The organism is Burkholderia sp. Ac-20379 (assembly GCF_017104645.1).
In the GTDB taxonomy this organism is placed as follows: Bacteria; Pseudomonadota; Gammaproteobacteria; order Burkholderiales; family Burkholderiaceae; genus Burkholderia.
The window spans coordinates 1-26,697 of record NZ_JAAGPF010000085.1 but is presented as its reverse complement, the minus strand read 5'-3'; the positions used below and the strand labels follow the sequence as shown (position 1 = coordinate 26,697).

Sequence of the window (26,697 nt, the reverse complement as noted above, 5' to 3'; positions counted from 1 at the left end):
TTTTTAAAGAGCATTTCCGAGAGAAGCTTGGCTTCGTTTCGGCGCTGCGTTTTCAGCAGCAGAGAAGCGAGATTATGAAGAACATTTTGAAGCGCGTCAACTACTTTTTTCAGCGCTTCGATCAACAAACTGCATCGATCGAGTCCTTCACCAGTTCAAGGATGCTGCCAACAATCCGGCGCTTTCCTTGTCCTGCCTTGCTTCCCCTCCCGTTCTGCGTTTCCGTCATCGCGAGAGAGGCCGAATTCTAAGGAAGCTTTAGCAGCCGCGCAAGTCTTTTTTAAGAACACTGTTAAAAAAATTCGGGCGCCATGAAAAACGGCGCCCGAATCTCGTTCAGCGATGCTTCGCCGCAGCCATCAAGCGATCGATCGGCACAGCGTCGGCCATCGCCGCGTAGCCCGCGTCACTCGGGTGGACGTCGTCGCCACTGTTATAGCGACGCAGCAGCGCCTGCGGATGCGCCGGGTCGCGCAGCGCGGCGTCGAAATCCACCACGCCGTCGAACGCGCCCGACGTACGGATCCAGCGATTGACCTCGATACGGATCGCCTCGCGCTCGGGCGGCAGCGCGGCCGGCGTCAGCGTCGCGCCGAACAGCGCAATGCCATGCGCATGCGCACTGGCGATCAGGCGGCGGTAACCGTCGATCAGCATCCGCGCGTCCACCTTGGTGTGCGGCGCGTCGCAATCGAGCACCTTGCGCGGCGGCATCGCCTGGAAGTTGATGTCGTTGATACCCACCAGCAGCACGGCCGCCTTCACCCCGGAGCGCGCGAGCACATCGCGCTCGAAGCGCCGCTCGAGCGCCACGCCGTAGCAGGCGGAATCGCTGAGCAGCCGGTTGCCGCTGATCCCCAGATTGACCACTCCCCATTCGCCCGCCCCCGCCGCGCCGAGCCGGCGCACGAAATCGTCCGGCCAGCGTTGGTTGCGGTTGAGGCTGGAGCGCATGCCGTCGGTGATCGAATCTCCCACGGCGACGATCGTGCCCTGCGCCGCCGGGTTGCCCAGGACCGCCAGTTCCGACACCCAGGCCGATTGCGTCAGATGAACCTTGAACGCGTCGCCGCTGCCGTCGGCGGTGTGATCGCCAGGCATCGACACATAGTTGATCTGGTTCGAGACGCGATGCCACGCCGTCATCTTCTGCTCGCCGCGCGTGTAGAGACTGATCGCATACGGCGCGCCGGCCTCGACGCTCAGCGACACCGGATCGCTGTCGCGCTCCTCGCCCGGCGCCAACACCAGGTCGCGCCGCCCGCCAAAGCGCAATTCGGCCAACATCGCCTCGCGCACCGCCGCGCCCCCGGCCGAGCGCGCGATCCGCACCGCGCCAAGCGCCAGCGGCGTGCGGCCATAGGCATTGCTGATCCGCACCCGCACCTGATTGCCGCTCACGCTCGGGTAGACGATCTCGCGCAACGTGCGGTCGGCCAGATCGGGGACTTTATAGAGCGGCGGCGGCGAGGCGAGTTCGGGGATCGGTTGCAGGGCGCTAGCCCAGGCCGCCACCCAGTGCTCGCCGGCCGCATGCGCCGTGCCGGCCCATCCCAGAACAAGACCGGCGACAGCGGCCGATACCCGGCGATAGCGCCCCACCTTACTGCGACGAAAACTCATGATTCGATCAGGCCCGACAGGAAAGATGCCGATTGTGCCCGATAACGCCGCCGTCACACGCAAGGCGCCCATCGGCACGGATCAGCCCATCGCCTGAAAAAATTAATTAACCGACCGGACGGTTGATTTATACTCTGCCTACCCTGCTCCTGCACGAGACGCTTGCCATGTATACGCAATCCCTCGACCTCCCCGGCCAGCCGGCACCGGGCGACACCCCGACGACGGCAACGCCCGACCAGGCGCGCTTCGACGCGGTGATGGCCGCCGACGGCAAGATCGAGCCGCAAGACTGGATGCCCGACGCCTATCGCAAGACGCTGGTGCGCCAGATCTCGCAGCACGCGCACTCCGAGATCGTCGGCATGCTGCCCGAGGGCAACTGGATCACACGCGCGCCGAGCCTCAAGCGCAAGGCGATCCTGCTGGCCAAGGTGCAGGACGAGGCGGGCCACGGCCTCTATCTATATAGCGCGGCCGAAACGCTGGGCGTCTCGCGCGATGCGCTGATCGACGCGCTGCACGCCGGCAAGGCCAAATATTCGAGCATCTTCAATTATCCGACGCCGAGCTGGGCCGACGTCGGCGTGATCGGCTGGCTGGTCGACGGCGCGGCGATCATGAACCAGATCCCGCTGTGCCGCTGCACCTACGGCCCTTACGCGCGCGCCATGATCCGCATCTGCAAGGAGGAATCGTTCCACCAGCGCCAAGGGTTCGACGCCCTGCTCGCGATGATGCGCGGCACCGGCGCGCAGCGCGAGATGGTGCAACAGGCCGTGAACCGCTGGTGGTGGCCGGTGCTGATGATGTTCGGCCCGAGCGATGCCGATTCGGTGCACAGCAGCCAATCGGCGAAATGGGGGATCAAGCGGATCTCGAACGACGATCTGCGCCAGAAGTTCGTCGACGCGGCGGTCGAACAGGCCCGCGTGCTCGGCGTGAGCTTCCCCGACCCCGACCTCAAATGGAACGCCGAACGCGGTCATCACGATTACGGCGCGATCGACTGGGACGCGTTCTGGCGCGTCGTCAACGGCGACGGCCCCTGCAATCGCGAGCGCCTCGCCACGCGCGTGAAGGCGCACGAAGCCGGTGCCTGGGTGCGCGAGGCCGCGATGGCGCACGCCGAAAAAGCCGCGCGTCGCGCCGAACGGCACGCGGCCTGACGCCCGCCCGCGCCCCCGAATTCAGCAACGAGGAGACAGACATGCAAGCCGAATGGCCGATCTGGGAAGTGTTCGTGCGCAGCAAGCAGGGCCTCGATCACAAACACTGCGGCAGCCTGCACGCGGCCGACGCGGCGATGGCGCTGCGCATGGCGCGCGACGTCTACACGCGCCGCCAGGAAGGCGTGAGCATCTGGGTGGTGCCGTCGGCCGCGATCACGGCGTCCGATCCGGGGCAGAAGGCCGAGCTGTTCGAGCCGGCCGGCGACAAGATCTACCGCCATCCGACGTTCTACACGTTGCCCGACGAAGTCGACCACATGTGATGACCATGACGACGACCCCGGCTTTCCACCTCGCCTACGTGCTGCGCCTCGCCGACAGCGCGCTGATCCTCGGTCAACGCAACGCCGAATGGTGCGGGCACGGCCCGATTCTCGAAGAGGACATCGCGCTGACCAACATGAGCCTCGACCTGATCGGCCAGGCGCGGCTGCTCTATGCGCACGCGGCCGATCTCGAACGCGCGCTGAACGGCGCGACACGCACCGAGGACGATTACGCGTTTTTCCGCGCCGAGCGCGACTTCACCAACCTGACGCTGGTGGAGTTGCCGCACTACGGCCCGCTCGCGGGCACCGCGCACGCCGTCAACGATTACGCGGTCACGATCGTGCGCAACTTCCTGTACGCGACGCTGATGCTGCACCTGTGGACCGCGCTCGAAGGCTCGGCCGATCCGCAACTGGCGGCGATCGCGGCGAAGTCGGTCAAGGAGACGCGCTATCACGAGCATCACGCGCGCGAATGGCTGATCCGGTTCGGCGACGGCACCGGCGAATCGCACCGCCGCGCCCAGGCCGCGCTCGATTACCTGCTGCCCTACACGCGCGAGTGCTTCGCGGCCGATGCGGTCGAGCGCGAGGTGGCCGCGGCCGGGATCGCGCCGGCGGCCGATACACTCGAGGCCGCCTGGCGCGCCGACGTCGAAGCGGCGCTGGCCGAGGCCACGCTGATCGCCCCGCCGCCGGTGACGCACGTCACGACCGGCAAGTTCGGCGAGCACTCCGAGCACATGGGCTTCCTGCTCGCGCAGATGCAGAGCCTCGCGCGCCAGCATCCGGGCGCGAGCTGGTAACGATGCGCGCCGCTGCGACCTCACCGGCGACCGACGCCAGCCTCGCCGCGATCCGCGCCGCGCTCGACGCGGTGCCCGACCCGGAAATCCCGGTGGTGTCGATCCGCGAGCTCGGGATCCTGCGCGACGTGCGCCAGGCGGCGGACGGCGTGCTCGACATTGTGATCACGCCGACTTACTCGGGCTGCCCGGCGATGTCGCAGATCGCCGAGGACATCGGCGCCGCGCTCAACGCGATCGGCGCGCCGCCGCACCGCATCGTCACGGTGCTGTCGCCGGCCTGGACCACCGACTGGATGACCGCCGAAGCGCGCGACAAGCTGCGCGCCTACGGCATCGCACCGCCGGTTGGCGCAAGCGGCGGCGATGGCTGCACCACGATGCCCCCTGCCACGCGCGTGATCCGCTTCTCGCCGAAACCAGCCGCGCCGCCAGCCTGCCCGCGCTGCGGCTCGCCGCGCACCGCCCGCCTCGCGCAATTCGGCTCCACGGCCTGCAAGGCGCTCTACCGCTGCCTCGATTGCCGCGAACCCTTCGACTACTTCAAGCCCTATTGAACATGGCGACTCCGCAATTCCATCCGCTGCGCATCCGCGACGTGCAGCCCGAGACGGCCGATGCGGTCACCGTCGCGTTCGAGGTGCCGCCCGAACTGCGCGAACAGTACCGTTTCACGCAGGGCCAATTCGTCACGCTGAAGGCGCAGATCGACGGCGAGGAAACGCGCCGCTCGTATTCGATCTGCGTGGGCACCACCGATTACGAGCGCGACGGCGAACTGCGGATCGGCATCAAGCGCGTGCGCGGTGGGCGGTTTTCGAACTTCGCGTTCGACACGCTGAAGCCGGGCCACACGCTCGACGTGATGACGCCCGACGGCCGCTTCTTCACGCACCTGAACGCCGAACAGGGCCGGCATTACCTGGCGTTCGCGGGCGGCTCGGGCATCACGCCGGTGCTCGCGATCGTCCGCACCACGCTCGAACTGGAGCCGCGCAGCCGCTTCACGCTGATCTACGGCAATCGCAGTGTCGATTCCATCATGTTCGCGGAGGCGCTGGAGGATCTGAAGAACCGGTTCATGGCGCGCTTCGTGCTGCATCACGTGCTGTCCGACGAACAGCAGGAGGCCGCGCTGTTCCACGGCGTGCTCGATCGGGCCCGCTGCGCGGCGTTCCTCGACACGCTGGTGCCGGCGGCCTCGATCGACGAAGCGTTCATCTGCGGCCCGGCGCCGATGATGGATGCCGCCGAGGCGGCGCTCGGCGCGGCCGGCGTGGCGCGCGAGCGAATCCATGTCGAACGTTTCGGCACGCCGTTGCCGCAAGCGGGCGCACCGGCCGTCGAGATCACCGACGCCACGCCGGCCGCCGCGCTGGAGATCGTCATCGACGGCAAGACCCGCAAGCTGCGCCTGCCCTACGCGGGCGCGAGCCTGCTCGACGTGGGCCTGCGCGCCGGGCTGGCGCTGCCGTATGCGTGCAAGGGCGGCGTCTGCTGCACCTGCCGCGCGCGCGTGCTCGAAGGCGAGGTGCGGATGGACAAGAACTACACGCTGGAGGAGCACGAGGTGCGCGACGGTTTCGTGCTGACCTGCCAGTGCCATCCGGTCAGCGACAAGGTGGTGGTCAGCTTCGACGAACGCTGACGCCCGCCGCGGGAATGGGCCGCGATACCGCGCGCGGCGCGGTATCTCGCGACACGGCATCTCGCTTACACTAGGGGCCGCTTTTCGCGGCGGGCCGACGCGCCCGCTCCGGAAGCGGCCCTTTTTCGTTGATCACACGCAGATGAGCACTCTCCACGTCACCCTCGGCGGTTCCGCCGCCGACTCGCTGCGCGCCGCGCTGGCCGCCGCCGGCCGCGCCGATACCGTCATCGACCTCCTCGACGATCTGGCCGTCGGCCCGCTGCGCGGCATCGACGACGCGGCCGAGCCGCGCGCCGCGTTCTGGGAAGCGCTGCTGCCCGGCCCGGCGTTCGACTGGCCCGCGCTGCTGGCGGGCGAGCTGACCAAGCTGTCGCAGCTCGCGGCCGGCGCCGGGATCGCCGCAGTGTAGCGGACGGGCGGCGGCGCGTCGGCAGCCGCGCCCGGCCCGGTGTACCATGGGCGCCCGTTTTCCGCCCCTCGCCACGATGCCTGCCGATTTCGACGCACTCGCCGCCCTGATCCGGGCGCAATTCTCCGAGCTGAGTCCGCAGTTCCAGGTGGGCGCGGCGTTCCTGATCGATCATCCGGACGAAGTGGCGGTGTCGTCGATGCGCAAGGTCGCGCAGCGCGCCGAGGTGCAGCCGGCGTCGCTCGTGCGGCTCGCGCAGCAGTTGGGCTTTCCCGGCTGGAACGAGATGCGCGACCTGTTCGTGGCGCGCGTGCGCACGCGCCCGGCGCCGATGACGCAGCGCGCGCGTTCGCTCGTCAAGCCGGGCGGCAAGGCGGCACTCGCCCACGATCTGCTGGCGGCCCAGCAGCAGAACCTGAGCGGCACCGCCGCGCAGAACGCGCGCGCGCTGGCCGACGCGGCGAAGCTGATCCGCAAGGCGCAGCAGGTGCATGTGGCCGGCTTCCGCTCGTGCTACCCGGTGGCGTTCGGCTTCGTCTACGCGTACCGGCTGTTTCGCCCGACCGTCGCGCTGCTGGCCGGCGTGGCCGGTTCGCTCGACATGGAACTGCGCGCGATCTCGAAGCAGAGCGTGACGGTGATCGTCAGCTTCGCGCCGTACTCGGCCGAGGCCACGCGCGTGGCCACCACGGCGCGCGACCGCGGCAGCAAGGTGGTCGCGATCACCGACAGCGCCGTGTCGCCGATCGCGCTGCTGGCCGACCAGTCGCTGCTGTTCGCGCACGAGAGCCCGTCGTTCTTTCCGTCGCTGGTGGGCGCGCACGCGCTGGCCGAGGCGCTGGTGGCGCAATTGCTGGCGCTCGAGGGCGACGACGCGGTGGCCGCGCTCGCGCGCGCCGAAGCGGACCTGCACGCGCGTGGTGCCTATTCGGCCTGAAACCGGGCATTCGATACCGGTAACCGGCAACAATAATGTGCAGATATTCGAATCGGCTATTTTTCCGCCCGATTGCAGCGCAATAATCGGATCAAAAGATTCTCGATTCATTTAAATAAAACCTTCAAATTCGATCCAATGAGCGCGTTGTAAATGATCGATTCGACAGCTTCGAAATGCTTTACTGGCAAGGCTGACAGGTAGCCGGGCGTATTGCTGGAATCACGCGGATCAAAGCAAAAAAGATTTCTTGTCTCGGTTTATTTTCGTTGATAGTCTGCTGCAAACCGGTAAGCCGTCGGCTAACCGGAAAGCGACTTTCGAGAGGCCGGGTCATGACAACAGCACACGATATTCGCGTCGCGTCGCCGCGCATCGGCGACGTCGTGACGCTCAAAACCGGCGGTCCGCGCATGACCGTCACGTTCGTCGGCGCAGCCTGGCTGACGTGCCAGTGGTTCGATGTCGGCGGCGATTTCTGCCAGGAGCGCTTTGCGTTCGACGCGGTGGTGCGCGAGCCCACCACGATCTCGGCCGGCCGCGCGAGCCTGCGCAGCTTCGGCACGCATGCCGGCTTCGCGTTCTGAGGCGATTCGAGCGATTACGCCGAACCGAACACCACGCGGTATCACGCACGACGCGCCCGGAAACGGGCGCGTCGTCGTTTACGCGGCCGATCGATGCGCGGGACGCCCGATGTTTCGCGGCAAGCAGGCGCAGGCGTCACCGGCCGAGCCGCGCGCGCAATGCGGCGGCTCGGCCGGGCAGGGCCGGATCGTTCGGGTGACGCAGGCGGAATACGCGGACAGGTGACGCGGGGCGAGTGCTACGCAGTCGGGAACGCGGGGTGATCCGTGAGCGGCAACAAGCGACAGCTACTGCGGGTGCGACAGGAACAGCGGACGCGGGGCAATCTCGGCGTCGGCCAGCCGTTCGGCAGGCTTAACGCGATTCCTGCTTTTCGATCCAGGCTTGCTGGAGCGCGACGCGGCGTTGCACGCGGTCGACCAGGCCGGACTGGAACGTGTTCATGCTGATCGAGCGGCGGGTCTGGACGATCTTGCCGGCCAGGTTCTTCGCCGGGTTCGGCAGCCATGCCCAGTACAGCGTCATCAGCCAGCCGATACCGGTCCAGCCGAACAGGGCGTTGAACAGTGCGAGGGTCAGCTTGTCGTGACGGCCGCGACGGTCGGCGATGATCGCCGGCAGAAAGTAGAACGCGATCGCGATTACAGCCCCGACAATCTGAAACAGGATTTTCATCTGCATGGGAGCAACTCCTTCCGTGTTGCAGTGCGACGAAGTCGACTGCAGTGGGACAGATTGTCGCGCTTTTTCAGATGTTGTGCTGGAAACTGATTGTTGCGTTTACCGTTACGTCCCCCGCCAGCGGGTCACGCCGCTGTCAATCCGTCACCAATTCGAAACCTTCGTCGCACCATCCCGTAATCCCGCCAGGCATAAGCTTTACCGGCCGTTCGAGGCGAGCCAGACGGATCGCCGCGCGGGTCGCGCCATTGCAATGCGGGCCGGCGCAATAGGTAACGAATATCGATCCGATTGGAAAATCCGATAGCTTCCCTTCGATGATCTTGCGGTGCGGAAGATTGATGGCGCCCCGGATATGCCCGGCGGCAAATTGTTCCGGACTGCGAACGTCGAGCAGCACGAAATCGGTCTGGCCCGATTCGATCGCGTGGTGCACGTCCCAGCAATCTGTTTCGAAACGCAGCGACGCGGAGAAGCGTTCGAGCGCGGCGGCGCTGTCGGCGGCGGGGATTTCGGTGACGAAGGACATGATGGTTCGGGCTCCTTGGGAAACGGTGTCGGAGCCATCAGTATCGGGGCGCGGCGCTTCCGCCAACAGTGGCCGGATCGACAAGTTCCGGTAACATCGCGCCATGCACAACCATCTCGTCGTCGCGCTCGCCTACGATCGCCTCTGCACCTTCGAATTCGGCTGCGTCGTCGAGCTGTTCGCGCTGCAGCGCCCGGAGCTGGAGGTGGACTGGTACCGCTTCGCCGTGTGCGCGGCCGAGCCAGGCCCGATCCGCGCGGCGGGCGGCATCACGATCGCCGCGCCGTACCGGCTCGCCACGCTCGATCGTGCCGACACGATCGTGATCCCCGGCTGGCGCGATCCCGACGAGCGCCCGCCCGAGCCGCTGCTGCGCAAGCTGCGCGCGGCCCACCGGCGCGGCGCGCGGTTGTGTTCGATCTGTTCGGGCGTGTTCGTGCTGGCGGCGGCCGGCGTGCTCGACGGGCTGACCGTGACCACCCATTGGCGCTATGTCGACCGGCTGCGCGCGCGTTATCCGGCGCTGAACGTGAATCCCGACGCGCTGTACGTGGACGAAGGCGCGATCGTCACGTCGGCCGGTTCGGCGGCCGGCCTCGACATGCTGATGCACGTGGTGCGGCGCGACCACGGCAGCGCGATCGCGAACCGCGTCGCGCAACGGCTCGTGCTGCCGCCGCATCGCGACGGCGGGCAGGCGCAGTTCGTGCCGCGCCCGGTCGCGCCCGACGGCCAGGATCGCCTCGCGCGCCTGATCGACTGGATGCGCACGCACGCCGCCGAGCCGCACACGCTCGCGTCGCTGGCCGAGCGCGCGGCCATGAGCCCGCGCACGCTGCAGCGGCAGTTTCGCGACGCCACGGGGCTCGCGCCGTATGCCTGGCTGATCCGCGAGCGCGTGGGCGTCGCCAAGGAAATGCTGGAGGCGAACCCGGCGTTGCCGCTCGCGCAGCTCGCCGCGTTGGCCGGTTTCGGCTCGGAGGAATCGCTGCGCCGCCATTTCCGGCGCATCGCGGCGGTCAGCCCGGCGGCTTACCGGCGCGGCTTCGACGCGAGTTAGTGTTGGGGCGGGGGCTGGGCGCGATGCGATGGCGCGGACGGGGACGATTCCGATGCGGCACGCGGCCAATGCGGCTAACGCGGCTAACGCGACCGACGCGACCGACGCGACCGACGTGACCGACGTGACCGACGTGACCGACGTGACCGACGCGACCGACGCGACCGACGCGACCGACGCGACCGACGCGACCGACGCGACCGACGCGACCGATGCGACCGATGCGACCGACGCGACCGACGCGACCGACGCGACCGACGCGACCGATGCGACCGATGCGACCGATGCGACCGATGCGACCGATGCGACCGACGTGACCACTGCGCTCGACGCTGTCGCGTTCGCATCTTCCGCCGCCCAAGCCGCCCCCCATCCCCTCCGCCGCGCCCCGCCCATCGGCGCTATCATCGACACTTTCGTCCCCACCGGTTCCCCCACGACCATGACGACTGCCGCCGATACCGCCATCGATCACGATCGCCTCAACGATTTCATCGAGCGCAAATGGAATGACGAGATCATTCACCAACTGACCGACTACATCGCGATTCCCGCCAAGAGCCCCGCGTTCGATCCCGCGTGGAGCGAGCACGGCCTGCTCGAACGCGTGGTGGTGGACGCCGCGCGCTGGGCCGAGCGGCAGCCGGTGCGCGGACTGACGGTGGAGATCGTGCGCCTGCCGGGCCGCACGCCGGTGATCTTCTTCGATGCGCCGGCCACGCGCTCGGGCACGAGCGACACGATCCTGCTCTACGGCCATCTCGACAAGCAGCCCGAATTCGACGGCTGGCGCGCCGACCTCGGCCCGTGGACGCCGAAGTACGAAGGCGGCAAGCTCTACGGCCGCGGCGGCGCGGACGACGGCTATGCGATCTACGCCAGCCTGACCGCGCTGGCCGCGCTCGACGCGCAGGGCATCGAGCGGCCGCGCTGCGTCGGGCTGATCGAAACCTGCGAGGAATCGGGCAGCTACGATCTGCTGCCCTACGTGGATGCGCTGCGCGAGCGGCTCGGCCAGGTCGGCCTGGTGGTGTGTCTCGATTCGGGCGCGGGCAATTACGATCAGCTCTGGCTGACCACCTCGCTGCGCGGCCTCGTGTCGGGCGACCTGCAGGTGGAAGTGCTCGACGAAGGCCTGCATTCGGGCGTGTTCGGCGGCATCGCGCCGTCGAGCTTCCGCATCATGCGGCAACTGTTCGAGCGGCTCGAGGATGCGGCCACCGGCAACCTGCTGCCGCAGGTGTTCCATTGCGAAGTGCCGGTGAGCCGGCTGCGCGAGACCGATGCGGCGGCCGGCATTCTCGGCGATCTGGTGTGGAAGGGCCTGCCCTGGGCCTGCGGCCAGGACGGCCGCCCGGTGCTGCCCACCACCACCGATCCGCGCGAGGCGCTGCTCAATTCGACGTGGCGTCCGTCGCTGGCCGTCACCGGCGCGGCCGGGCTGCCGCCGCTGGAAAACGCGGGCAACGTGCTGCGCCCGAAGACGGTGTTCAAGCTGTCGCTGCGCCTGCCGCCGCTGGTCGATGCGGTGCAGGCCGTGCAGGCGCTGAAGCGCCTGCTCGAACTCGACGCGCCCTACAACGCGAAGGTCACGTTCCGTCCCGATCCGGGCGCGGCCACCGGCTGGAACGCGCCCGATCTCGCCCCGTGGCTGGCCGATTCGCTCGACGCCGCGTCGCGCCGCCACTTCGGCGCCGACTGCGCCTACATGGGCCTCGGCGGCACGATCCCGTTGATGAACGTGTTGCAGGAAGGCTTCCCGAAGGCGCAGTTCATGGTGTGCGGCGTGCTCGGGCCGAAGTCGAACGCGCACGGGCCGAACGAATTCCTCCATGTGCCGTACGCGAAGAAGCTGACCGCGGCGGCGGCCGACATCATCGCGGCTGTGCGCTGAGGCACGCCTGAAACACGCGGGAGGCGTGGCCGCGATGGCGGCGTCGCTTCGGCATCGCGGGGCGCCTACAATACGCGTTTTTCGATTTTGCGGAGCACCGTCATGACCGAGCAGGAAGCCGAACAACTCGCGACCCACCGCCATTACAAGGGCGGCCTTTATCGCGTGGTCGGCGTCGCGCGCCATTCCGAAACCGAGGAATCGGTGGTCGTCTACGAACACCTGTGGCCGCATGCGCGCGGCCTGTGGGTGCGGCCCGAGACGATGTTCAACGAATCGCTGGCGGACGGCACGCCGCGCTTTCGCGCGCTGAAGCAGGACTGACGCACAAGCGGCACGGCGCGTCACGTGCCTGCAACGCCTGCAACGCTTTCAACGCGCCAGCAACGCCGCCTTCAAGTCGCGCGGCGCATCCCCCACCGCCAGGTCGGGCGTGGCGTGCCAATCGGCGAGCTTGCGCACCGCGCGCACCACATCGCCGATCATCCCCGCGCCGAGCCGCACGTCCGGCTCCAGATGCACCGCCTTCAGTTCGAACACGCCCTGCGCGCGATGCGCCTTGGCGTCGACGCGCCCGATCAGCTTGCCGCGATGCAGGATCGGCAGGCAGAAGTAGCCGTAACGGCGCTTCGCGGCGGGCGTGTAGCACTCGATCGTGTAGTCGAAGCCGAACAGCGCCGAGGCGCGGCGGCGATCCCACACCACCGGATCGAACGGCGAGAGCAGCGTGGTGACCGACGCGCGCAAGGCGCCGTCTTCGGCGCGCGCGAGCAGCCCGGCCAGCTCGCGATGCACGAACGCCTGCTCCTTCCAGCCTTCCACCGTCACCGGCAGCAGCGCGCCGGCATCGGCCAGCGCGTGCAGTTCGTCGCGATAGGCGCGCTTCGGCAGCCGGTAGTAATCGGCCACCCAATCGGCGCGCACGACGCCGAGCGCGCGGCAGGTCTGGTCGAGCAGTTGCGGCAGCACCTGGTCGCGCGAGGGCAGGTCGCGCGCGTCGTCCCAATGCGGCAGCACGCGTTCGAGCACGTCGTAGACGCGCTGGAAATTCTGGCGTGCCGCCACCATCAGTTGGCCGGTCGAGAACAGCACTTCCAGGTGGCGCTTCTCGGGCTTCCAGTCCCACCAGCCCGCGCCCTTCGCGCCGTCCTCGCGCGCGAAATCGGACGAGCGCACCGGCCCGCTCGCGCGCACCTGCGCGAGCAGCGTGTCGATCGCCTCGCGATGCGCGTCGTGCCACGCCGACGCGTATTTCCAGCCCATGCCGACCGGGTTCAGCATCTTGTGGCGCATCAGCCCGAAGCTCTCGATCGGCAGGAAGCAGGCCTCGTGCGACCAGTATTCGAACAGGCTCGCCTCGGCGAGATGCTCGTCGAGCCAGCGTGGTTCGTAATGGCCGAGCCGGCTGAACAGCACCAGGTAGGGGCTGCGAGCGACCACGTGGATCGTGTCGATCTGCAGTTGCGCCATGCGGCGGATGGCGTCGAGCACGTCGGCCTTCACGGCCTTGCGGCGCGGCGGCGCGAGCAGGCCCTGCGCGGCGAGATGCAGCGAACGGGCGGTGTTGAGCGAGAGGATGGGCGACACGGGCAGGCGAGCGAAGGGGCGAACGGAAGGCCACTCTAGCGCGATTCGCGGCGCTTCGCCGGGGGGCGTGGGCGATGGTGCGGCGCGTCAGGCGCGCGAGATCGGCGGGCGGCCCGGATCCGCATGGCTCGCACCGGCAAAGACACGATCCGGCCACACTTGTGACAATCGTTGACACACCGGCACGGCGAGTTTCCCTATAGTCACTTCCACGCCGTGACAACGCACCGTCACAGGTTTTGCTCCCGACGCACATATGTCCATGGCACGCAGGGAGCGAATCCGGGCGACGCGATTCGTCGCCGAACCCGGAGAATTATTCGAGCGGGCATTCGCCCGGCCTTCGGGCCGCCGTGAATGTCCGCCGATTTCTTTTGGGCGCGCGAACCGGCACGTCGCGCTGGGCTTCCGCCGCCGAACTTTCCTGCTTTTCCTTCGATTCGATCGCGACGTGGCGATGCGCCGTGCCGTGCGCCCGGATCAGCCGCGCTTGCCGCGCGCGATCTCGTCGCCGGCGTTCGGCGCGAGGCGCCGCGTGATCGGAATCGACGCGAACGAGCACAGCCCCACCACCAGGAACGCGGGCCAGAAATCCGACCACTGCACCGACGGATGGCCGCGCAGCGCCGCCGACATGTGCAGCACGAGGCCCGCCACCGTCACGCCGAGGCCCAGCGACATCTGCTGGACCACGCTGCCGAGGCTGGTGGCGCGGCCGATGTCGCGCGGCGACATCTCGGCGTAGATCACCGAATTCAGGCTGGTGAACTGCAGCGCCGGGAAGATCCCGCCGATCAGCACGATCACCCAGATCGCCCACACGGCCATGCCCGGATGGAACGTGCCGTACATGATGATCGCGAGGCCGGCCAGCGCGGCGTTGACCATCAGCACCTGACGGAACCCGTAGCGGCGCAGCAGCCGTTGCGACAGCAGCCGCGAGACGGTGCCGCCCACGGCCGACGCGCAGGTGATCAGCCCCGATTCGAACGCGCTCATGCCGAGCCCTTCCTGCAGCGTCAGCGGCAGCAGGAACGGTACCGCGCCGAGCCCGATGCGAAACAGCGAGCCGCCCACCACGCTCGCGTGATAGGTGGGAATCTTGAGGAAGCGCAGCTCCAGCACCGGCAGCGTGGCGCGCTTGGCGTAGAGCACGTAGATGCCGAGCAGCAGCGCCCCGGCCACGCTCATCAGCAGCGCGTCGCGCGGGCCGATCAACGCGCCGTCGAGCATCGTCAGGCCCATCAGCAGCAGCGCCGCGCCGGCCGCCGACAGCAGGAAGCCGATCCAGTCGAGCGGGCCGGGGTTCGCCTCGTGCGTGTTCGCGATGTACTTGTTGGCGAGGTAGATGCCGTAGATGCCGATCGGCACGTTGATGAAGAAGATCAGGCGCCAGTGCAGGTAGGTGGTCAGGAAGCCGCCGAGCAGCGGGCCGGCCGCGGGGCCGAACAGCGCGGGCAGGCTCAGGTAGTTCATCGCGCGGATCAGATCCGAGCGCGGCACCGCGCGAAAGATGATGATGCGGCCCACCGGCACCATCATCGCGCCGCCCACGCCCTGCACGAAGCGCGCGAACGTGAACAGTTCGAGGTTGGTGGAGGCCGCGCACATCAGCGAGCCCGCTACGAAGATGCCGATCGCGGTGCGGAACACCGTGCGCGCGCCGTAGCGGTCGGCCAGCCAGCCGCAGATCGGAATGAACACGCCGAGGCCCACCACGTAGGCGGTGATCGCGATATTGAGCGTGACGGGGTTGTGACCGAAGGCGTGCGCCATCGCCGGCAAGGCGGTGACGATGATGTTGGCGTCCACCGTTTCCATGAACAACGCGCAGGCGACGATCAGCGGTGCGATGAAGGGATGGACTGCGAGCGGCATGGGGAATCGGCGCGCGGCAAAGGGGCCATTATTGCATCGATCCCGGCCCCGGCGTTAGTGGAACCGCTTCCGCGCCGCCAACTTGGCGCATCGGCGCGCATCGCCGCCGATCGGGCCGGGTACGTCGCGGCGGCTCGCGGCCGCCGCTGGCGATGCGCGCGGCCTTCGGCATCGTTGCATGCGAAACGAACTGCGGGGTGCGTTCGGGCCGCCGAGCGCGGCACGCTCTGTGCTAACGATGCTGCGCCGCATCACCGGCCGGCCGGGCGCGGCGCGCGAAACGGTGCGCGAAACGGTGCGCGAAACGGGGCGGCATGCGCGCCGCGCCCGGCGCACGCGCGGGCCGGGTCGGGCATCATCGGGAGTCCGCACCGACAAGAAAAAGGAACGACGATGGCTGATGCCCCATCGCGACACGAGTCGCTTCCCTCGCTGGACTGGCGCCATCGCGCCGGCGCCGTTTGCGCGATCGCCGCGGCGTGTCTCTCGCTGCCCGCGTGCACCGACATGCAGACCTCGCAGGGCGCCGCGGCCCCGGCCACCGGCGTTTCGCCAACGGCCGCCGCCCATGCGGCCGCCCCGGCCGCGCCCGAATTGCCGCCGCCGAGCCAGCTTTACGGCGACCTGTTCACGGCCGTGCAGACCCAGCAGATCTACCCCGATCAGAAGACCTTCGTCGATTCGACGCCCGATGCCGATCCGGCCGCCATCATGCAGTTGTATGCGCAGCAGAAGGACAGCCCGGGCTTCTCGCTGCGGGCGTTCGTCACGCAGCACTTCAAGCCGCCCGTTGATCAGGTCGTCACGCCGCCCGCGCATCAGGCGCTGCGCGCGCACATCGATTGGCTGTGGCCGCGCCTGACGCGCACGACGGAGGGCGCGCCGCGCCACGGTTCGATGATCTCGCTGCCGAAGCCGTACGTGGTGCCGGGCGGACGCTTCCGCGAGGGCTACTACTGGGACAGCTATTTCACGATGCTGGGCCTGCAGGCATCCGGCCACGAGGATCTGGTCGACGACATGCTCGAGAACTTCGCTCACCTGATCGATACGGTCGGGCACGTGCCGAACGGCAACCGCACCTATTACGCGAGCCGCTCGCAGCCGCCGTTCTTCGCGTACATGGTCGATCTGGCCGCGAGCAAGGAAGGCAAGGGCGTCTACCAGAAGTACCTGCCCGAGCTGCGCAAGGAATACGCGTACTGGATGCGCGGCGAGGACAGCACCGCGCGCGGCGCCGCGAGCGCGCACGTGGTGGCGATGCCCGACGGCGCGATCCTGAACCGCTACTGGGATGCGAGCGCCACGCCGCGCGACGAATCCTATCTGGAAGACGTGCAGACGGCGCGCGAAGCGGCGGGCCGCCCGGCCCCCGAGGTCTGGCGCGACCTGCGCGCGGGCGCCGAAAGCGGCTGGGATTTCAGTTCGCGCTGGCTCGGCGACGGCAAGACGCTGTCGACGATCCGCACCACCGCGATCGTGCCGGTCGACCTGAACAGCCTGATGTATCACCTCGAAAAGACCATCGTGACGGGCTGCACGCTCTCGAACGATGCGGCCTGCGTGACCGATTTCACCGCGCGCGCCGCGCGCCGCGACGCCGCGATCAACCACTGGCTCTGGAACGCCAACGGCTATTACGGCGACTACGACTGGCAGCTCGGCAAGCCGCGCGACGACTTGACCGCTGCCGCGCTCTATCCGCTGTACGCCGGCGTGGCCACGCCCGAGCACGCGATCGAGACGGCGCAGCACGTGCGCGACACGCTCGTGAAGCCGGGCGGCCTCGTCACCACCACGCGCAACACCGGCCAGCAATGGGATGCGCCGAACGGCTGGGCGCCGCTGCAATGGATCGCGATGGAGGGGCTGTCGCGCTACGGCGAACGCGATGTGGCCGACGACATCGGCCAGCGCTTCCTGAAGGGCGTGAAGGGCGTGTACGCCAGCGAAGGCAAGCTCGTCGAGAAATACGTGGTCGAGGGATCGGGCGTGGGCGGCGGCGGTGGCGGCGAATATCCGCTGCAGGACGGCTTCGGCTGGACCAACGGCGTGACCGAGACGCTGCTCGACCGTCAGGGCCGATAACCGGCCGATGGGAAGGGGCGCAGCGTAACGTTTGCGCCGCGGCCCAGCGCCGGGCAACGGGGTTGCGAGCGCAACCACCGTGGCGAAACGGCGCGATGCGCCGCCGATTTCGTCTCGCCCGCCGTACCGCGCGGTAGCCGCTCTCTCATGCGGCGCGAGCTGGCGGCGCGCCCGGCTTGCCCCGGGTGCGCCGCCTCGCGTTCGCTCAGGCGAACGCGTGCGACGTGGCCGGCACGCCCGGTTGCGGGCTGCGGCGCAGCGTCGGTTCGTCGTGCGGCTCCACGTGCGTCATCGCCGCGCCGAACAGCACCATGCGATAGCCGATCGAGTAGATCGGGATGATGCGCATGTTCTTGTCGCAGTCGAGCTTGAGCTTCGAGCGGATGCGCGAGATATGCGTGTCGAGCGTACGCGACGACACGCCCAGTTCGCGGCCCCACACGGCTTCCTGAATCGCCTGGCGCGGCACGATCTTGTTCATGTTGTCGAGCAGGAATTCGACCACGTCGAACTCGCGCGGCGTCATGTCGAGCACTTGGCCGTCGATCTCGATCGAGCGGCGGATGAAATTGATTTTTATGTTGTCGATGTACAGATATTTGCAATCCATGATGGTCCTCGCAATTCGTCTGATAGGCCCCGGAGCGGAACGCCCCATACTCTGCAAAATCCAGGCCAGCCTCGGCGTGTTTAGTCGAGGGGCTCGGTTGTTTTTAGTAAGCGACTGATTTGAAAGAGGAATCTTGCTTGCGCGGCGGGCGGCGGCGCCATCGGCCCGCCGGTTACGCTGTTACGCGCTGAAGGTCTGTTACGTAGCAAGCCGCCGGGCGTTACGGGCGCGTAACGTCAGACGTAACGTCGACGTTGCGTGCGGCGAAACGTTTGCGCGAATTGCGTGCGTGTTCGCAACGTGGGCGGGTGGCGCGGCATCGCGGCGCGAGCCTTGCCGGACGTGCGATGACCGAGGGTAAGGCCGGGTGGCGGCGGGCGGAAACGCACGAGACGAAAACGAGCGCGTCGTGCGAAGGTTTGCGTGGGATGAAAGCTTGGAGACGGGCAGGGAATCCTGCCCGATCATGCGCGATGGCGGCGCCCGGCTCGAAACCGGACGCGCGCGGCGATGCGGCAGCCGCTCAGCCGACGGTCGTGAAGCCGCGGTTTTCGGCTTGCGTGGCGCAGCGTTCGACGGCCTGCAGGCGCCAGGCGCCGCCCGCCGTTTGCCCGCCGAGCTGTGCGTCGCCGTGTTCGTCGGCCGACGCGCTGCCGATCAACTGATCGATCGACAAGCCCTGCAGGCGGCACAGCGCCTCGCCGCCGTCGGCCGCGCACAGCGCGACCGCGCCTTCCAGATGCCGAACCTTCCCCCAGCGCGGCAGATCGATGCCCTGATGCGCCTCGCGCGACCAGAGTTGCTCGTCCGTATCGACCCAAAGCACTGCGAACGATGGCTGGCGCGTGGCTTGACTGCTTCCGTTGATCCGAATCGTGAGGCGCATGAGGGTCGTCTCCTGAAGGGTTTGCTTTTGGGAAGGAAGTAAACAGTCTAGGGGGCGCACAGCTAAACACAAGGCGCGTGCCCCATGAAATTGCCGCACCGGGAAGGCGGCGTTCATAGGTTGGCTGCATCGCGGCGTGCGATGCGGGACGGCGGCGCGGCGATGATGGGGAGACCGAACGAGCGAAGAGGTGCGATGTCTGCTCAGTGCTCGGCCTGGCCGCGCGGAATGCTCCGCTCTCCTGACGAATCGGCGCGCGGCCGCGCGAGCCGTTCAGTTCACGTCGGTTCGGTTCAGTTCGGCGTGGCGATCGTCAGCAAGCGGTCGAGCGCGGCATAGACGTCGCGCAGCGTGTCGGCGCCGAGCTGCTGTTCGAGTTCGCGGTATTGGTCGTCGATGCGCGGCGCGATCTTGCGCACGAGCTGACGGCTGCGTTCGGTCAGCGCGACCAGCAGGCGGCGTTGATCCTCGGTGGAGCGCATTCGTGTGATCAGGCCGTCGCGTTCGAGCCGTTCGAGCACGCCGGTCAGGCTGGGGCTGAGGATGCAGCAACGCTTGGCGATCTGTCCGGCTTCGAGCTCGCCCTTCGGCTCGCCATCGAGAAGGCGGATGATCCGCCATTGCTGCTCGGTCAGCGACACTTCCTTGAGGATTGGCCGGAAGCGGCCCATCAGCGTTTCGCGGGCTTCGAGCAGCAGCATCGTCAGATTGCGATGGTCAATCGTGCGAGTCATGTAAATCGATTCTGGTGTTGCAGGCGAGGTAACAATCTTAACAGGACGAAATGTGTCCTATGCAATCTGATTTGTGGAAATTTGGCGTTCGTTGCAGTCGAAAACGTGAATGAATTAAGCAATTTGCGCACAACATTGTTAAATTCCTTTAGATGTACTTGCGGTATCGGTTTTACGAATTCGGAAAAAGAAACGGCGGCCACGAGGGCCGCCGCGCGTGTGCGAACGTGCGTGCGGATGCCGCCCCGCACGCGCGGCGCGGGTCAGAAGCGCTGCTGAATGCCGACCGTCGCGCCAACCTGATTGCCGGCGTAGCCCACCAGGTCGCGCGACACGCTGGTGTTCTGGCCGTGCTTGGCGATCGCGAAGCCGCCCGACGCGTACAGCACCGTGCGCTTGGACAGCGCGTAGTTGGCGCGCAGCGAAACGAGCGTCGGGTCGGCGTCGGTGCCGCCCTTGAGATCCTGGTGATAGACCGCGCCGATCAGCGAGAAGGTGGGCGTGAACTGGTACGCGCCGCCGATCCAGTAGGTGTCGCTCAGTTGCGTGGCGCCCGCGGCGTGCAAGGTGCGGCGGTAGTTGCGGTAGCCGGCCATCGTCTTGAGCTTGCCGAAATCGTAGCTGAGGCCCGCGTGGATCTGCTGCGCGTAGTTGACCGGATCGGCCGGCGTCGTGCTGTCGTTCGCGCCGTTCTGGCGATCGAACGTGACCACCGCCGCGAACGGGCCGTGCTCGTAGCCGCCGGCCACGCCGTATTTCGAGCTGGATTTCACGCTGCCCGGCGTGTTGCCGAGGCCCACCATCGCGCCGAAGCGGAAGTCGCCCAGTTCGCCGTCGTAGCGCACCGCGTTCGAGGCGCGCGTGAACAGGCCGTCCTTGCGGTTGCCGGTGGCGGTCGAACTGGTGGCCCACGAATAGTTCTGCGCGTAGCCCATCGGATCGAACGGCAGCAGGTAGTCGTAGGTCACGGTGAAGTTGCGGCCGAGCGTCAGTTCGCCCCATTTGCCCTTCAGGCCCACCGTGGCGCGGCGCGCGAAGATGCCGTCGGGGCCGTCGTCGAAGCTGCCGTTGGCGATGTCGATGCCGCTTTCGAGCCGGAACACGGCCTGCAGCCCGCCGCCGAGATCCTCGCTGCCGCGCAGGCCCCAGCGCGAGGTGTTCTTGGTGCCCGAGCGCAGCTTGAACGCGTCGCCGCCTTGCGGGCCGGCGTGGCTCGTGTATTCGAGGCCCGCGTCCATGATGCCGTACAGCGTGACGGACGAGGCGGCCTGCGCGGCGGGCGTGATGGTGGCCAAAGCGGCCAGTGCGGCCATGAGCGAGGCGGTCGGCGTCGGGCGCGGCAGGGCGGGGCGGTGAATCGGTTTCATGACGGCGTGTCTCCTGTGTCTTGGTGTTGTGGATTCGATTAGGACTGCGAGGAAATCGTCACGCTCGCCGACGCCGGATACGGCGCGGCGGCGAGCGTGACGATGCTTGGGAAAGGCAGCCGTGCGGCTGCCGTCGCCGCTGGCGAGCGGCGCGGGATTGCGGGGCTGCCGGGCTCAGCCCGCCGCGGCGAACGCCCAGCAATCGTTGGCCGGGAATTCGAGCCAGTGCGGGCCGGCCGCGCGCGGCACCTGGCCGAACGCGCGCAGGCGCAGCTCGCCGCAATGGAACAGGTATTCCCAGCGGTCGCCCAGATACATCGACGTCACCAGCTCGGCGCGCAGCCGGTTCGCGCCGGGCGCGTCGGCCACCTGCACGCGTTCGAGGCGGATCACGGCCTGCGCCTGCTGGCCCGGCGCGAGCGTGTCGCGCGCGAGCGCCTGCAGTTGCCAGCCGTCGCCGGCCAGCGTGACGGTGTCGCCCGCCACCGCGTCCACGCGCGCATCGATGCGGTTGTTGCTGCCCATGAATTCGGCGGTATAAAGCGAGCGCGGGGCGCCGTACAGCTCGGCCGGCGTGCCTTCCTGCTCGATGCGGCCGTTGCGCAGCAGCAGGATGCGATCCGACATCGCCATCGCCTCGGCCTGATCGTGCGTGACGCAGAGCGCCGACAGCCCGAGCGAGACGATCAGTTCGCGCAGCCACGCGCGCGCTTCCTCGCGCAGCTTCGCGTCGAGGTTCGAGAGCGGCTCGTCGAGCAGGATCACGGGCGGGTTGTAGACCAGCGCGCGGGCGATCGCGACGCGCTGCTGCTGGCCGCCCGACAGTTGATGCGGATAGCGCGCCGCGAGATGGCCGAGGCCGAGCTGATCGAGCGCGGCCTGCACGCGCTGCCGGATCTCGGCGGCCGCCACGCGGCGCAGCTTCAGCCCGTAGCCGACGTTGTCGGCCACCGTGCGATGCGGCCACAGCGCGTAGGACTGGAACACCAGCCCGAGCGAGCGCTCCTCCACCGGCAGGTTGACGCCGCGCGCGCCGTCGAAGAAGGTGCGCGCGTCGAGCGCGATGCGCCCGTCGTGCGGCTGTTCGAGCCCGGCCACCGCGCGCAGCAGCGTGGTCTTGCCGCTGCCCGACGCGCCGAGCAGGCACACCACCTCGCCGGCCTTCAGTTCGAACGACACGCCCTTGAGAATCGGATTGGCGCCGTAGCTGAGAAAGAGGTTGTCGACGCTGAGCTTATCCATGAAGTTTGACTCCGAAACGCAGGGCCACGCCGAGACCGGCGCCGACCATGGCGATGTTGATGACGGACAGGGCGGCCACCTGATCGACCGCGCCCGTGGCCCACAGCGAGACGAGCAGCGCGCCGATCACCTCGGTGCCGGGCGAGAGCAGATAGACGGCCGTGGAATATTCGCGCTCGAAGATCATGAAGATCAGCAGCCACGCGGCCAGCAGGCCGAAGCGCACCAGCGGCAGCGTCACGTCGAGCGAGACGCGCGCGCGGCTCGCGCCCACGCTGCGGCCGGCTTCCTCCAGTTCGGGGCCGACCTGCATCAGCGCGCTCTGGATCAGCCGCATGCCGTACGCGAGCCACACCACGGCGTAGGCGATCCAGATGCTCCACATCGAGTTCTTCAGCTCGCGCAGCCCCGGCACGAACAGGAAGATCCACAGGAACGCGAGGCCGGCCAGCAGCCCCGGCACCGCGCGCGGCAGCAGCACGAGGTAGTCGAGCAGGCGCGTGGCCCAGTCGTTGCGGCGGTGGCCCGCGAACGCCACCAGCGTGTAGAAACCCACCGCCAGCGCGCCGCCGATCACGCCGATGCCGAGCGTGTTGAGGATCGCGCGCACCAGGTTGTCCTGATCGAACAGCTCGACGAAGTTGCCGAGCGTCAGCACGTCGGCCAGCGCCACGCCTTCGCCCCAGTTCGTCACGAACGCGCGCAGCACGATGCCGGAGATCGGCACCACCACCGTCAGCGCAAGCCACAGCGCCACGATCGCGAGCGCGAGCCAGCGCCAGCCGCCGAGCGGCAGCACCGTCGCGCGGCCGGCCTTGCCCTTCACCGTGACGAAGCGGCTCGCGCTTTTCAGCAGCCGGCGTTGCAGCAGCACCAGCGGGAACGTGATCGCGACGATGCAGATCGCCACCGCCGCCATCAGGTGATACGACGGCACGCCGAGCTTGTTGGTCAGCTTGTAGAGATAGGTGGCCAGCACCAGGTGCCCTTCCGGATCGCCGAGCACGAGCGGCAGGCCGAACACCTCGAAGCCGAGGAAGAACACCAGCACGCCCGCGAACAGCAGCGCCGGCAGCGTCATCGGCAGGCTCACGTCGAGCGCGACGCGGAACGGCCGCGCGCCCGTCACGCGGGCCGCTTCCTCGACATCCGAGCCGAGGTTGCGCAGCGCCGCCGACGCATACAGGTACACGTGCGGCACGTGCGTGAGGCCCACGATCAGCGTGATCGCCGCGATCGAGTAGATGTGCCACGGCACGCTGTCGAAGCCCGTCAATGCCTTGAACCACACCGAGTAGAAACCCACCGGGCCGGCCGCCACCACGTAGCCGAACGCCAGCACCATCGGCGAGACGAACACCGGCGTCAGCAGCAGCGGCTCGAGCCAGCGGCGGCCGGGCAGATCGGTGCGCACCATCAGGAACGCGAGGATGCCGCCGAGCGGGATCGAGATGAACAGCATGCCGCCCGCGATCACGAACGAATTGCGCGTGGCCGACCAGAAATCGGGATCGCTGAAGATGAAGCGGAAGCCATCGATGCCGAGCGTGCGGTTCGCGTCGAAGAACGGCGCCGACAGCAGGCTCTGGAACAGGATGAAGCCGAGCGGCAGCGCCACGGCCACGGTCAGCACCGCGACGACGATCCAGCGCAGCACGCCGGCCAGCGGCTTCAGGCCGCCGCCGTGCGGGGCGGGTATGCCGGCGCCGGGGCGCGGCGGCGGCGCGGCCTTCGCGGCGCCGGGAGGACTGGTGGTAAGCATGAGTTCGCCCCTGCGGCCGCGCGGGCCGCATCGAAAGTGGGAAGGGGAGCGTGCGCGCGAACGCGCACGAAGCGGGTCGGGCCGCCGCCGGGTCAGGCCCGGCGTGCGTTCAGCGCTTGATCGCGGCCTGCCATTGCTTGAGGAACGCGAGGCGCTTGGACTGGTCGAGATAGACCAGCAGGCCCGCGCCGATCTGGATCGGCTTGAGCGAGGCGCCGAGCGTTTGCGTGAGCGCCGTCATCGAGGTTTCGCCGGTCACGTCGGTGCGGATCGAATACAGGTTCGCCTGGTTCGCGATCAGCGTCTGGCCGCGCTGCGAGAGCAGGTAATCCACCCACAGCCGCGCGGCGTTCGGGTTCTTCGCCTGCTTCGAGATGGTGGCGAGCCGGCTCACGACCTGCGTGTAATCGCGCGGCAGCACGTAGCCGATCGATTTGTCCTTCTTCGCCTTGGCGTAGGCATACGAACCGATGATGTTGTAGCCGATCAGGTTCTCGCCCGACGAGATCCGCTCCATCATCGCGCCCGTGCTCGATTGCAGCTTCGGCCCGGTCGCGCCGATCGCGCGCACCAGTTCCCAGGTGACGGTTTCGTTGACGTGTGCGTCCTGCGTCAGATAGTTGAAGCCCACGCCCGATTTCTCGATGTCGTAGGTCGTGACCTTGCCCTTGAAGCGCTCGGGCTGCGACTGCAGCAGCTTGATCAGCTCGGCGCGCGTCTTCGGCACTTCGTTCTCGGCGATCAGGCGCTTGTTGTAGACGATCGCGAGCGGCTCGAAGGTGGTGCCGTAGGCCTGGCGCTGATAGTGCGCCCAGGCGGGGATGTTGGCGGTTTCGGGCGAATCGTAGGAGGCCATCAGGCCGTCGTTGACGAGCTTGACCTGCAGATCCATGGCCGAGCTCCACAGCACGTCGGCGCTGGTGCTCCTGGCCGCGCTCTCGCTGATGTAGCGGTTGTAGAGCTCGGTGCTGTTCATGTCGTTGTATTCGACCTTGACGCCGTACAGGCTCTCGAAATCCTTGATCAGCGGGCGCACCAGGCTGGTGTCGGTGGTCGAGTAGACGATCAGTTTTCCTTCCTGCTTCGCCGCGTCGATCACGCCTTGGTAGTTACCCGGATAACCGGCCGGCGTCTGCGCGGCGGCGTGACCCGCGGCGAGCGCGGACGCGAGGGCGAGAGCGGTGAGCGCGGCCGTGGCGCGGGACGTTGCATGCGGCATGTCTTCCTCCAGATGCCCGCCGGCGGGCGGGACGTTGTGCGTTTGTGTGGAGCGGATCGTAAGCGTCAGGTACTTTCAGTCTGCTTTCGTTTCGGGCCACAATAGCGCTCGTTTCGTCATGGATTTCCCGAGGTCGCGATGCGCGTGCTGCTGGTCGAAGACAATCCCTCCCTCGCGCAGTCGCTGTCCGACGCGCTGTCGGCCGCGCGCTACGCGGTCGATCTGATGACCGACGGCGAGGCCGCCGACCACGTGCTGCGCACTCAGGATTACGCGCTCGTGATCCTCGATCTGGGGCTGCCGAAGCTCGACGGGCTGGAGGTGCTGCGGCGCATGCGGGCGCGGCGCAACGCGGCGCCGGTGCTGATCCTGACCGCGCACGGCTCGGTGGAGGACCGCGTGCGCGGGCTGAACCTCGGCGCCGACGACTACCTCGCCAAGCCGTTCGATCTGACGGAACTCGAAGCGCGCGTGCGCGCGCTGATCCGGCGCAGCGCCGGCCACGAGCAGGCGCGCATCGCCTGCGGGCCGCTCGAATTCGACGGCGTGGACGGCGGCTTCCGGCTGGCCGGCGAGCCGCTCGCGCTGACGCCGCGCGAGCGCGCCGTGCTGGAGGTGCTGATCCTGCGCAACGGCCGCGCGATCAACAAGGAATCGCTCTCCGAGAAGATCTTCGGCATCGACGAATCGGTCAACGCCGACGCGATCGAAATCTACGTCTACCGGCTGCGCAAGAAGCTCGAAGGGCGCGGCGTGGCGATCGTCACGCTGCGCGGGCTCGGCTACCTGCTCGAAGCGAAGGACGACGAAGCGAACCCTGGCGCGGGCGACGCGTCGTGAGACGCCTGAACCTGCGCATGCAGGTGGCGCTGTGGCTGCTGGTGCCGCTGCTCGGCCTGCTCGGGCTCGATTCCTGGCTGACCTACCAGCGCGCGATGAGCGCGGCGCACATCGCGTTCGACCGCACGCTGGCGTCGTCGCTGAAATCGATCCGGGAGGGCGTGCGGCTCGATCAGGGCGACGTGATCGTCGACCTGCCGTATCTCGCGCTCGAGATGTTCGAATCGAACGACGGCGGCAAGATCTACTACCAGATCCGCGAGGACGGCGGCCGCACCGTGACCGGCTACGCCGACCTGCCGCAGCCCGAGCTGGCCGCCGAGCCGTTTCGTGCGGTGTTCTACAACGCCGTGTATCGCGGCGAGCAGTTGCGGATGGCCGCGCTGCGCCTGCCGGTGCACGACGTGCCCACCGCGCAGACGCGCATGGTGCTGGTGATGGTGGGCGAGACGATCGAGGCGCGTCAGGCGCTCGCGCGCGAAATCCTCGCCGGCTCGCTGAAGCAGGAGGCGCTGCTGATCGTGCTCGCGCTCGGCATCGTCTGGTTCGGTGTGTCGCGCGGCTTGCGGCCGCTGTCGCGGCTGTCGGCCACGGTGGCCGCGCGCGCCGACGACGATCCGTCGCCGCTGCCGGCCGACGGCCTGCCGGCCGAAATCGCGCCGCTCGTCGAATCGATCAACCAGTACATCGCGCGCACCCAGCGCATGCAGGGGGCACGGCGGCGCTTCTTCGCCGATGCCGCGCATCAGTTGAAGACGCCGCTGGCGGCCGTGCAGGCCGGCGTCGAGCTGGCGCAGCGGCCCGG

At 68.0% G+C, this 26,697-nt stretch carries 27 protein-coding genes; 15 read left to right on the top strand and 12 right to left on the bottom strand.

Annotated elements, in window-relative coordinates; translation table 11 throughout:
* Positions 1-251, top strand: a 251-nt coding sequence (locus G3N92_RS13900) for a hypothetical protein (protein WP_206128105.1), incomplete at its 5' end; no start/stop codon positions are given.
* Between the two features lie 85 nt (positions 252-336).
* Here the strand turns inward: G3N92_RS13900 and G3N92_RS13895 are convergent.
* Positions 337-1,623 carry an SGNH/GDSL hydrolase family protein gene (locus G3N92_RS13895; RefSeq protein WP_206128104.1) on the bottom strand — a complete coding sequence of 429 codons (1,287 nt, stop codon included), beginning with the start codon at positions 1,621-1,623 and terminating at the stop codon, positions 337-339.
* Positions 1,624-1,790: 167 nt separating this feature from the next.
* On the opposite strand from G3N92_RS13895, the gene paaA reads away from it, so the two are divergent.
* From paaA to G3N92_RS13855, 8 genes are all read left to right on the top strand, one after another.
* Positions 1,791-2,792 carry a 1,2-phenylacetyl-CoA epoxidase subunit PaaA gene (gene paaA / locus G3N92_RS13890; protein WP_206128103.1) on the top strand — a complete coding sequence of 334 codons (1,002 nt, stop codon included), beginning with the start codon at positions 1,791-1,793 and terminating at the stop codon, positions 2,790-2,792.
* A gap of 41 nt (positions 2,793-2,833) precedes the next feature.
* Positions 2,834-3,118 (top strand): 1,2-phenylacetyl-CoA epoxidase subunit PaaB, encoded by a 285-nt coding sequence (paaB, locus tag G3N92_RS13885; RefSeq protein ID WP_206128102.1) that lies wholly within the window; start codon positions 2,834-2,836, stop codon positions 3,116-3,118.
* Between the two features lie 5 nt (positions 3,119-3,123).
* Positions 3,124-3,930 (top strand): 1,2-phenylacetyl-CoA epoxidase subunit PaaC, encoded by an 807-nt coding sequence (paaC, locus tag G3N92_RS13880; RefSeq protein ID WP_206128101.1) that lies wholly within the window; start codon positions 3,124-3,126, stop codon positions 3,928-3,930.
* A 2-nt stretch (positions 3,931-3,932) separates the two neighbouring features.
* Positions 3,933-4,487, top strand: a complete 555-nt coding sequence (gene paaD, locus G3N92_RS13875) for a 1,2-phenylacetyl-CoA epoxidase subunit PaaD (RefSeq protein ID WP_206128100.1) — start codon at positions 3,933-3,935, stop codon at positions 4,485-4,487.
* Between the two features lie 2 nt (positions 4,488-4,489).
* On the top strand, positions 4,490-5,578 hold the full coding sequence (paaE, locus tag G3N92_RS13870; RefSeq protein WP_206128099.1) for a 1,2-phenylacetyl-CoA epoxidase subunit PaaE: 1,089 nt from the start codon (positions 4,490-4,492) through the stop codon (positions 5,576-5,578).
* A gap of 142 nt (positions 5,579-5,720) precedes the next feature.
* On the top strand, positions 5,721-5,990 hold the full coding sequence (locus G3N92_RS13865; protein ID WP_206128098.1) for a DUF1835 domain-containing protein: 270 nt from the start codon (positions 5,721-5,723) through the stop codon (positions 5,988-5,990).
* 76 nt (positions 5,991-6,066) lie between these two features.
* On the top strand, positions 6,067-6,927 hold the full coding sequence (locus G3N92_RS13860; protein ID WP_206128106.1) for a MurR/RpiR family transcriptional regulator: 861 nt from the start codon (positions 6,067-6,069) through the stop codon (positions 6,925-6,927).
* A gap of 335 nt (positions 6,928-7,262) precedes the next feature.
* Positions 7,263-7,514, top strand: coding sequence for a YodC family protein (locus G3N92_RS13855; protein WP_206128097.1), 252 nt, complete (start codon positions 7,263-7,265; stop codon positions 7,512-7,514).
* Between the two features lie 355 nt (positions 7,515-7,869).
* Here the strand turns inward: G3N92_RS13855 and G3N92_RS13850 are convergent, their stop codons facing one another.
* Both G3N92_RS13850 and G3N92_RS13845 read right to left on the bottom strand, forming a co-directional pair.
* A complete protein-coding gene (locus G3N92_RS13850; protein WP_206128096.1) occupies positions 7,870-8,196 on the bottom strand; it encodes a superinfection immunity protein in 327 nt (108 codons plus the stop codon).
* A gap of 136 nt (positions 8,197-8,332) precedes the next feature.
* Positions 8,333-8,725, bottom strand: coding sequence for a rhodanese-like domain-containing protein (locus tag G3N92_RS13845; protein WP_206128095.1), 393 nt, complete (start codon positions 8,723-8,725; stop codon positions 8,333-8,335).
* 103 nt (positions 8,726-8,828) lie between these two features.
* On the opposite strand from G3N92_RS13845, the gene ftrA reads away from it, so the two are divergent.
* The 3 genes from ftrA (at position 8,829) to G3N92_RS13825 (ending at position 12,003) form a co-directional block, all read left to right on the top strand.
* Positions 8,829-9,785 (top strand): transcriptional regulator FtrA, encoded by a 957-nt coding sequence (gene ftrA, locus G3N92_RS13840; protein ID WP_206128094.1) that lies wholly within the window; start codon positions 8,829-8,831, stop codon positions 9,783-9,785.
* Between the two features lie 442 nt (positions 9,786-10,227).
* Positions 10,228-11,679 carry a M20 family metallopeptidase gene (locus G3N92_RS13830; RefSeq protein ID WP_206128092.1) on the top strand — a complete coding sequence of 484 codons (1,452 nt, stop codon included), beginning with the start codon at positions 10,228-10,230 and terminating at the stop codon, positions 11,677-11,679.
* 102 nt (positions 11,680-11,781) lie between these two features.
* On the top strand, positions 11,782-12,003 hold the full coding sequence (locus G3N92_RS13825; RefSeq protein WP_206128091.1) for a DUF1653 domain-containing protein: 222 nt from the start codon (positions 11,782-11,784) through the stop codon (positions 12,001-12,003).
* Between the two features lie 48 nt (positions 12,004-12,051).
* Here the strand turns inward: G3N92_RS13825 and G3N92_RS13820 are convergent, their stop codons facing one another.
* Both G3N92_RS13820 and G3N92_RS13815 read right to left on the bottom strand, forming a co-directional pair.
* A complete protein-coding gene (locus G3N92_RS13820; protein WP_206128090.1) occupies positions 12,052-13,266 on the bottom strand; it encodes a crosslink repair DNA glycosylase YcaQ family protein in 1,215 nt (404 codons plus the stop codon).
* Between the two features lie 480 nt (positions 13,267-13,746).
* Positions 13,747-15,144: an MFS transporter gene (locus G3N92_RS13815; RefSeq protein WP_206128089.1), complete on the bottom strand. Its 1,398-nt coding sequence runs from the start codon at positions 15,142-15,144 to the stop codon at positions 13,747-13,749.
* A gap of 507 nt (positions 15,145-15,651) precedes the next feature.
* Here G3N92_RS13815 and treA point away from each other — a divergent pair.
* A complete protein-coding gene (treA, locus tag G3N92_RS13810; RefSeq protein ID WP_241014776.1) occupies positions 15,652-17,232 on the top strand; it encodes an alpha,alpha-trehalase TreA in 1,581 nt (526 codons plus the stop codon).
* Between the two features lie 205 nt (positions 17,233-17,437).
* Here the strand turns inward: treA and G3N92_RS13805 are convergent, their stop codons facing one another.
* The 7 genes from G3N92_RS13805 to G3N92_RS13775 all read right to left on the bottom strand — a co-directional run bounded on the left by G3N92_RS13805 (position 17,438) and on the right by G3N92_RS13775 (position 25,052).
* Positions 17,438-17,842 carry a response regulator transcription factor gene (locus G3N92_RS13805; RefSeq protein ID WP_206128087.1) on the bottom strand — a complete coding sequence of 135 codons (405 nt, stop codon included), beginning with the start codon at positions 17,840-17,842 and terminating at the stop codon, positions 17,438-17,440.
* Between the two features lie 523 nt (positions 17,843-18,365).
* Positions 18,366-18,728: a DUF3564 family protein gene (locus G3N92_RS13800; protein ID WP_206128086.1), complete on the bottom strand. Its 363-nt coding sequence runs from the start codon at positions 18,726-18,728 to the stop codon at positions 18,366-18,368.
* A 293-nt stretch (positions 18,729-19,021) separates the two neighbouring features.
* Positions 19,022-19,462, bottom strand: coding sequence for a homoprotocatechuate degradation operon regulator HpaR (gene hpaR / locus G3N92_RS13795; protein ID WP_206128085.1), 441 nt, complete (start codon positions 19,460-19,462; stop codon positions 19,022-19,024).
* A 263-nt stretch (positions 19,463-19,725) separates the two neighbouring features.
* Positions 19,726-20,829 carry a porin gene (locus G3N92_RS13790; protein ID WP_206128084.1) on the bottom strand — a complete coding sequence of 368 codons (1,104 nt, stop codon included), beginning with the start codon at positions 20,827-20,829 and terminating at the stop codon, positions 19,726-19,728.
* A gap of 174 nt (positions 20,830-21,003) precedes the next feature.
* On the bottom strand, positions 21,004-22,071 hold the full coding sequence (locus G3N92_RS13785) for an ABC transporter ATP-binding protein (protein ID WP_206128083.1): 1,068 nt from the start codon (positions 22,069-22,071) through the stop codon (positions 21,004-21,006).
* The gene (locus tag G3N92_RS13780; RefSeq protein ID WP_206128082.1) at positions 22,064-23,833 is read right to left on the bottom strand and encodes an iron ABC transporter permease; all 1,770 of its coding nucleotides are present in this window, start codon (positions 23,831-23,833) and stop codon (positions 22,064-22,066) included. The genes G3N92_RS13785 and G3N92_RS13780 overlap by 8 nt, the downstream gene beginning before the upstream one ends.
* A 109-nt stretch (positions 23,834-23,942) precedes the next feature.
* The gene (locus G3N92_RS13775) at positions 23,943-25,052 is read right to left on the bottom strand and encodes an ABC transporter substrate-binding protein (RefSeq protein WP_206128081.1); all 1,110 of its coding nucleotides are present in this window, start codon (positions 25,050-25,052) and stop codon (positions 23,943-23,945) included.
* Between the two features lie 138 nt (positions 25,053-25,190).
* On the opposite strand from G3N92_RS13775, the gene G3N92_RS13770 reads away from it, so the two are divergent.
* Entirely contained in the window at positions 25,191-25,892 is a 702-nt protein-coding gene (locus G3N92_RS13770) for a response regulator (protein ID WP_206128080.1), read from the top strand.
* On the top strand, positions 25,889-26,697 hold an 809-nt coding region (locus G3N92_RS13765), incomplete at its 3' end, for a sensor histidine kinase (RefSeq protein WP_206128079.1). The genes G3N92_RS13770 and G3N92_RS13765, both read left to right, overlap by 4 nt.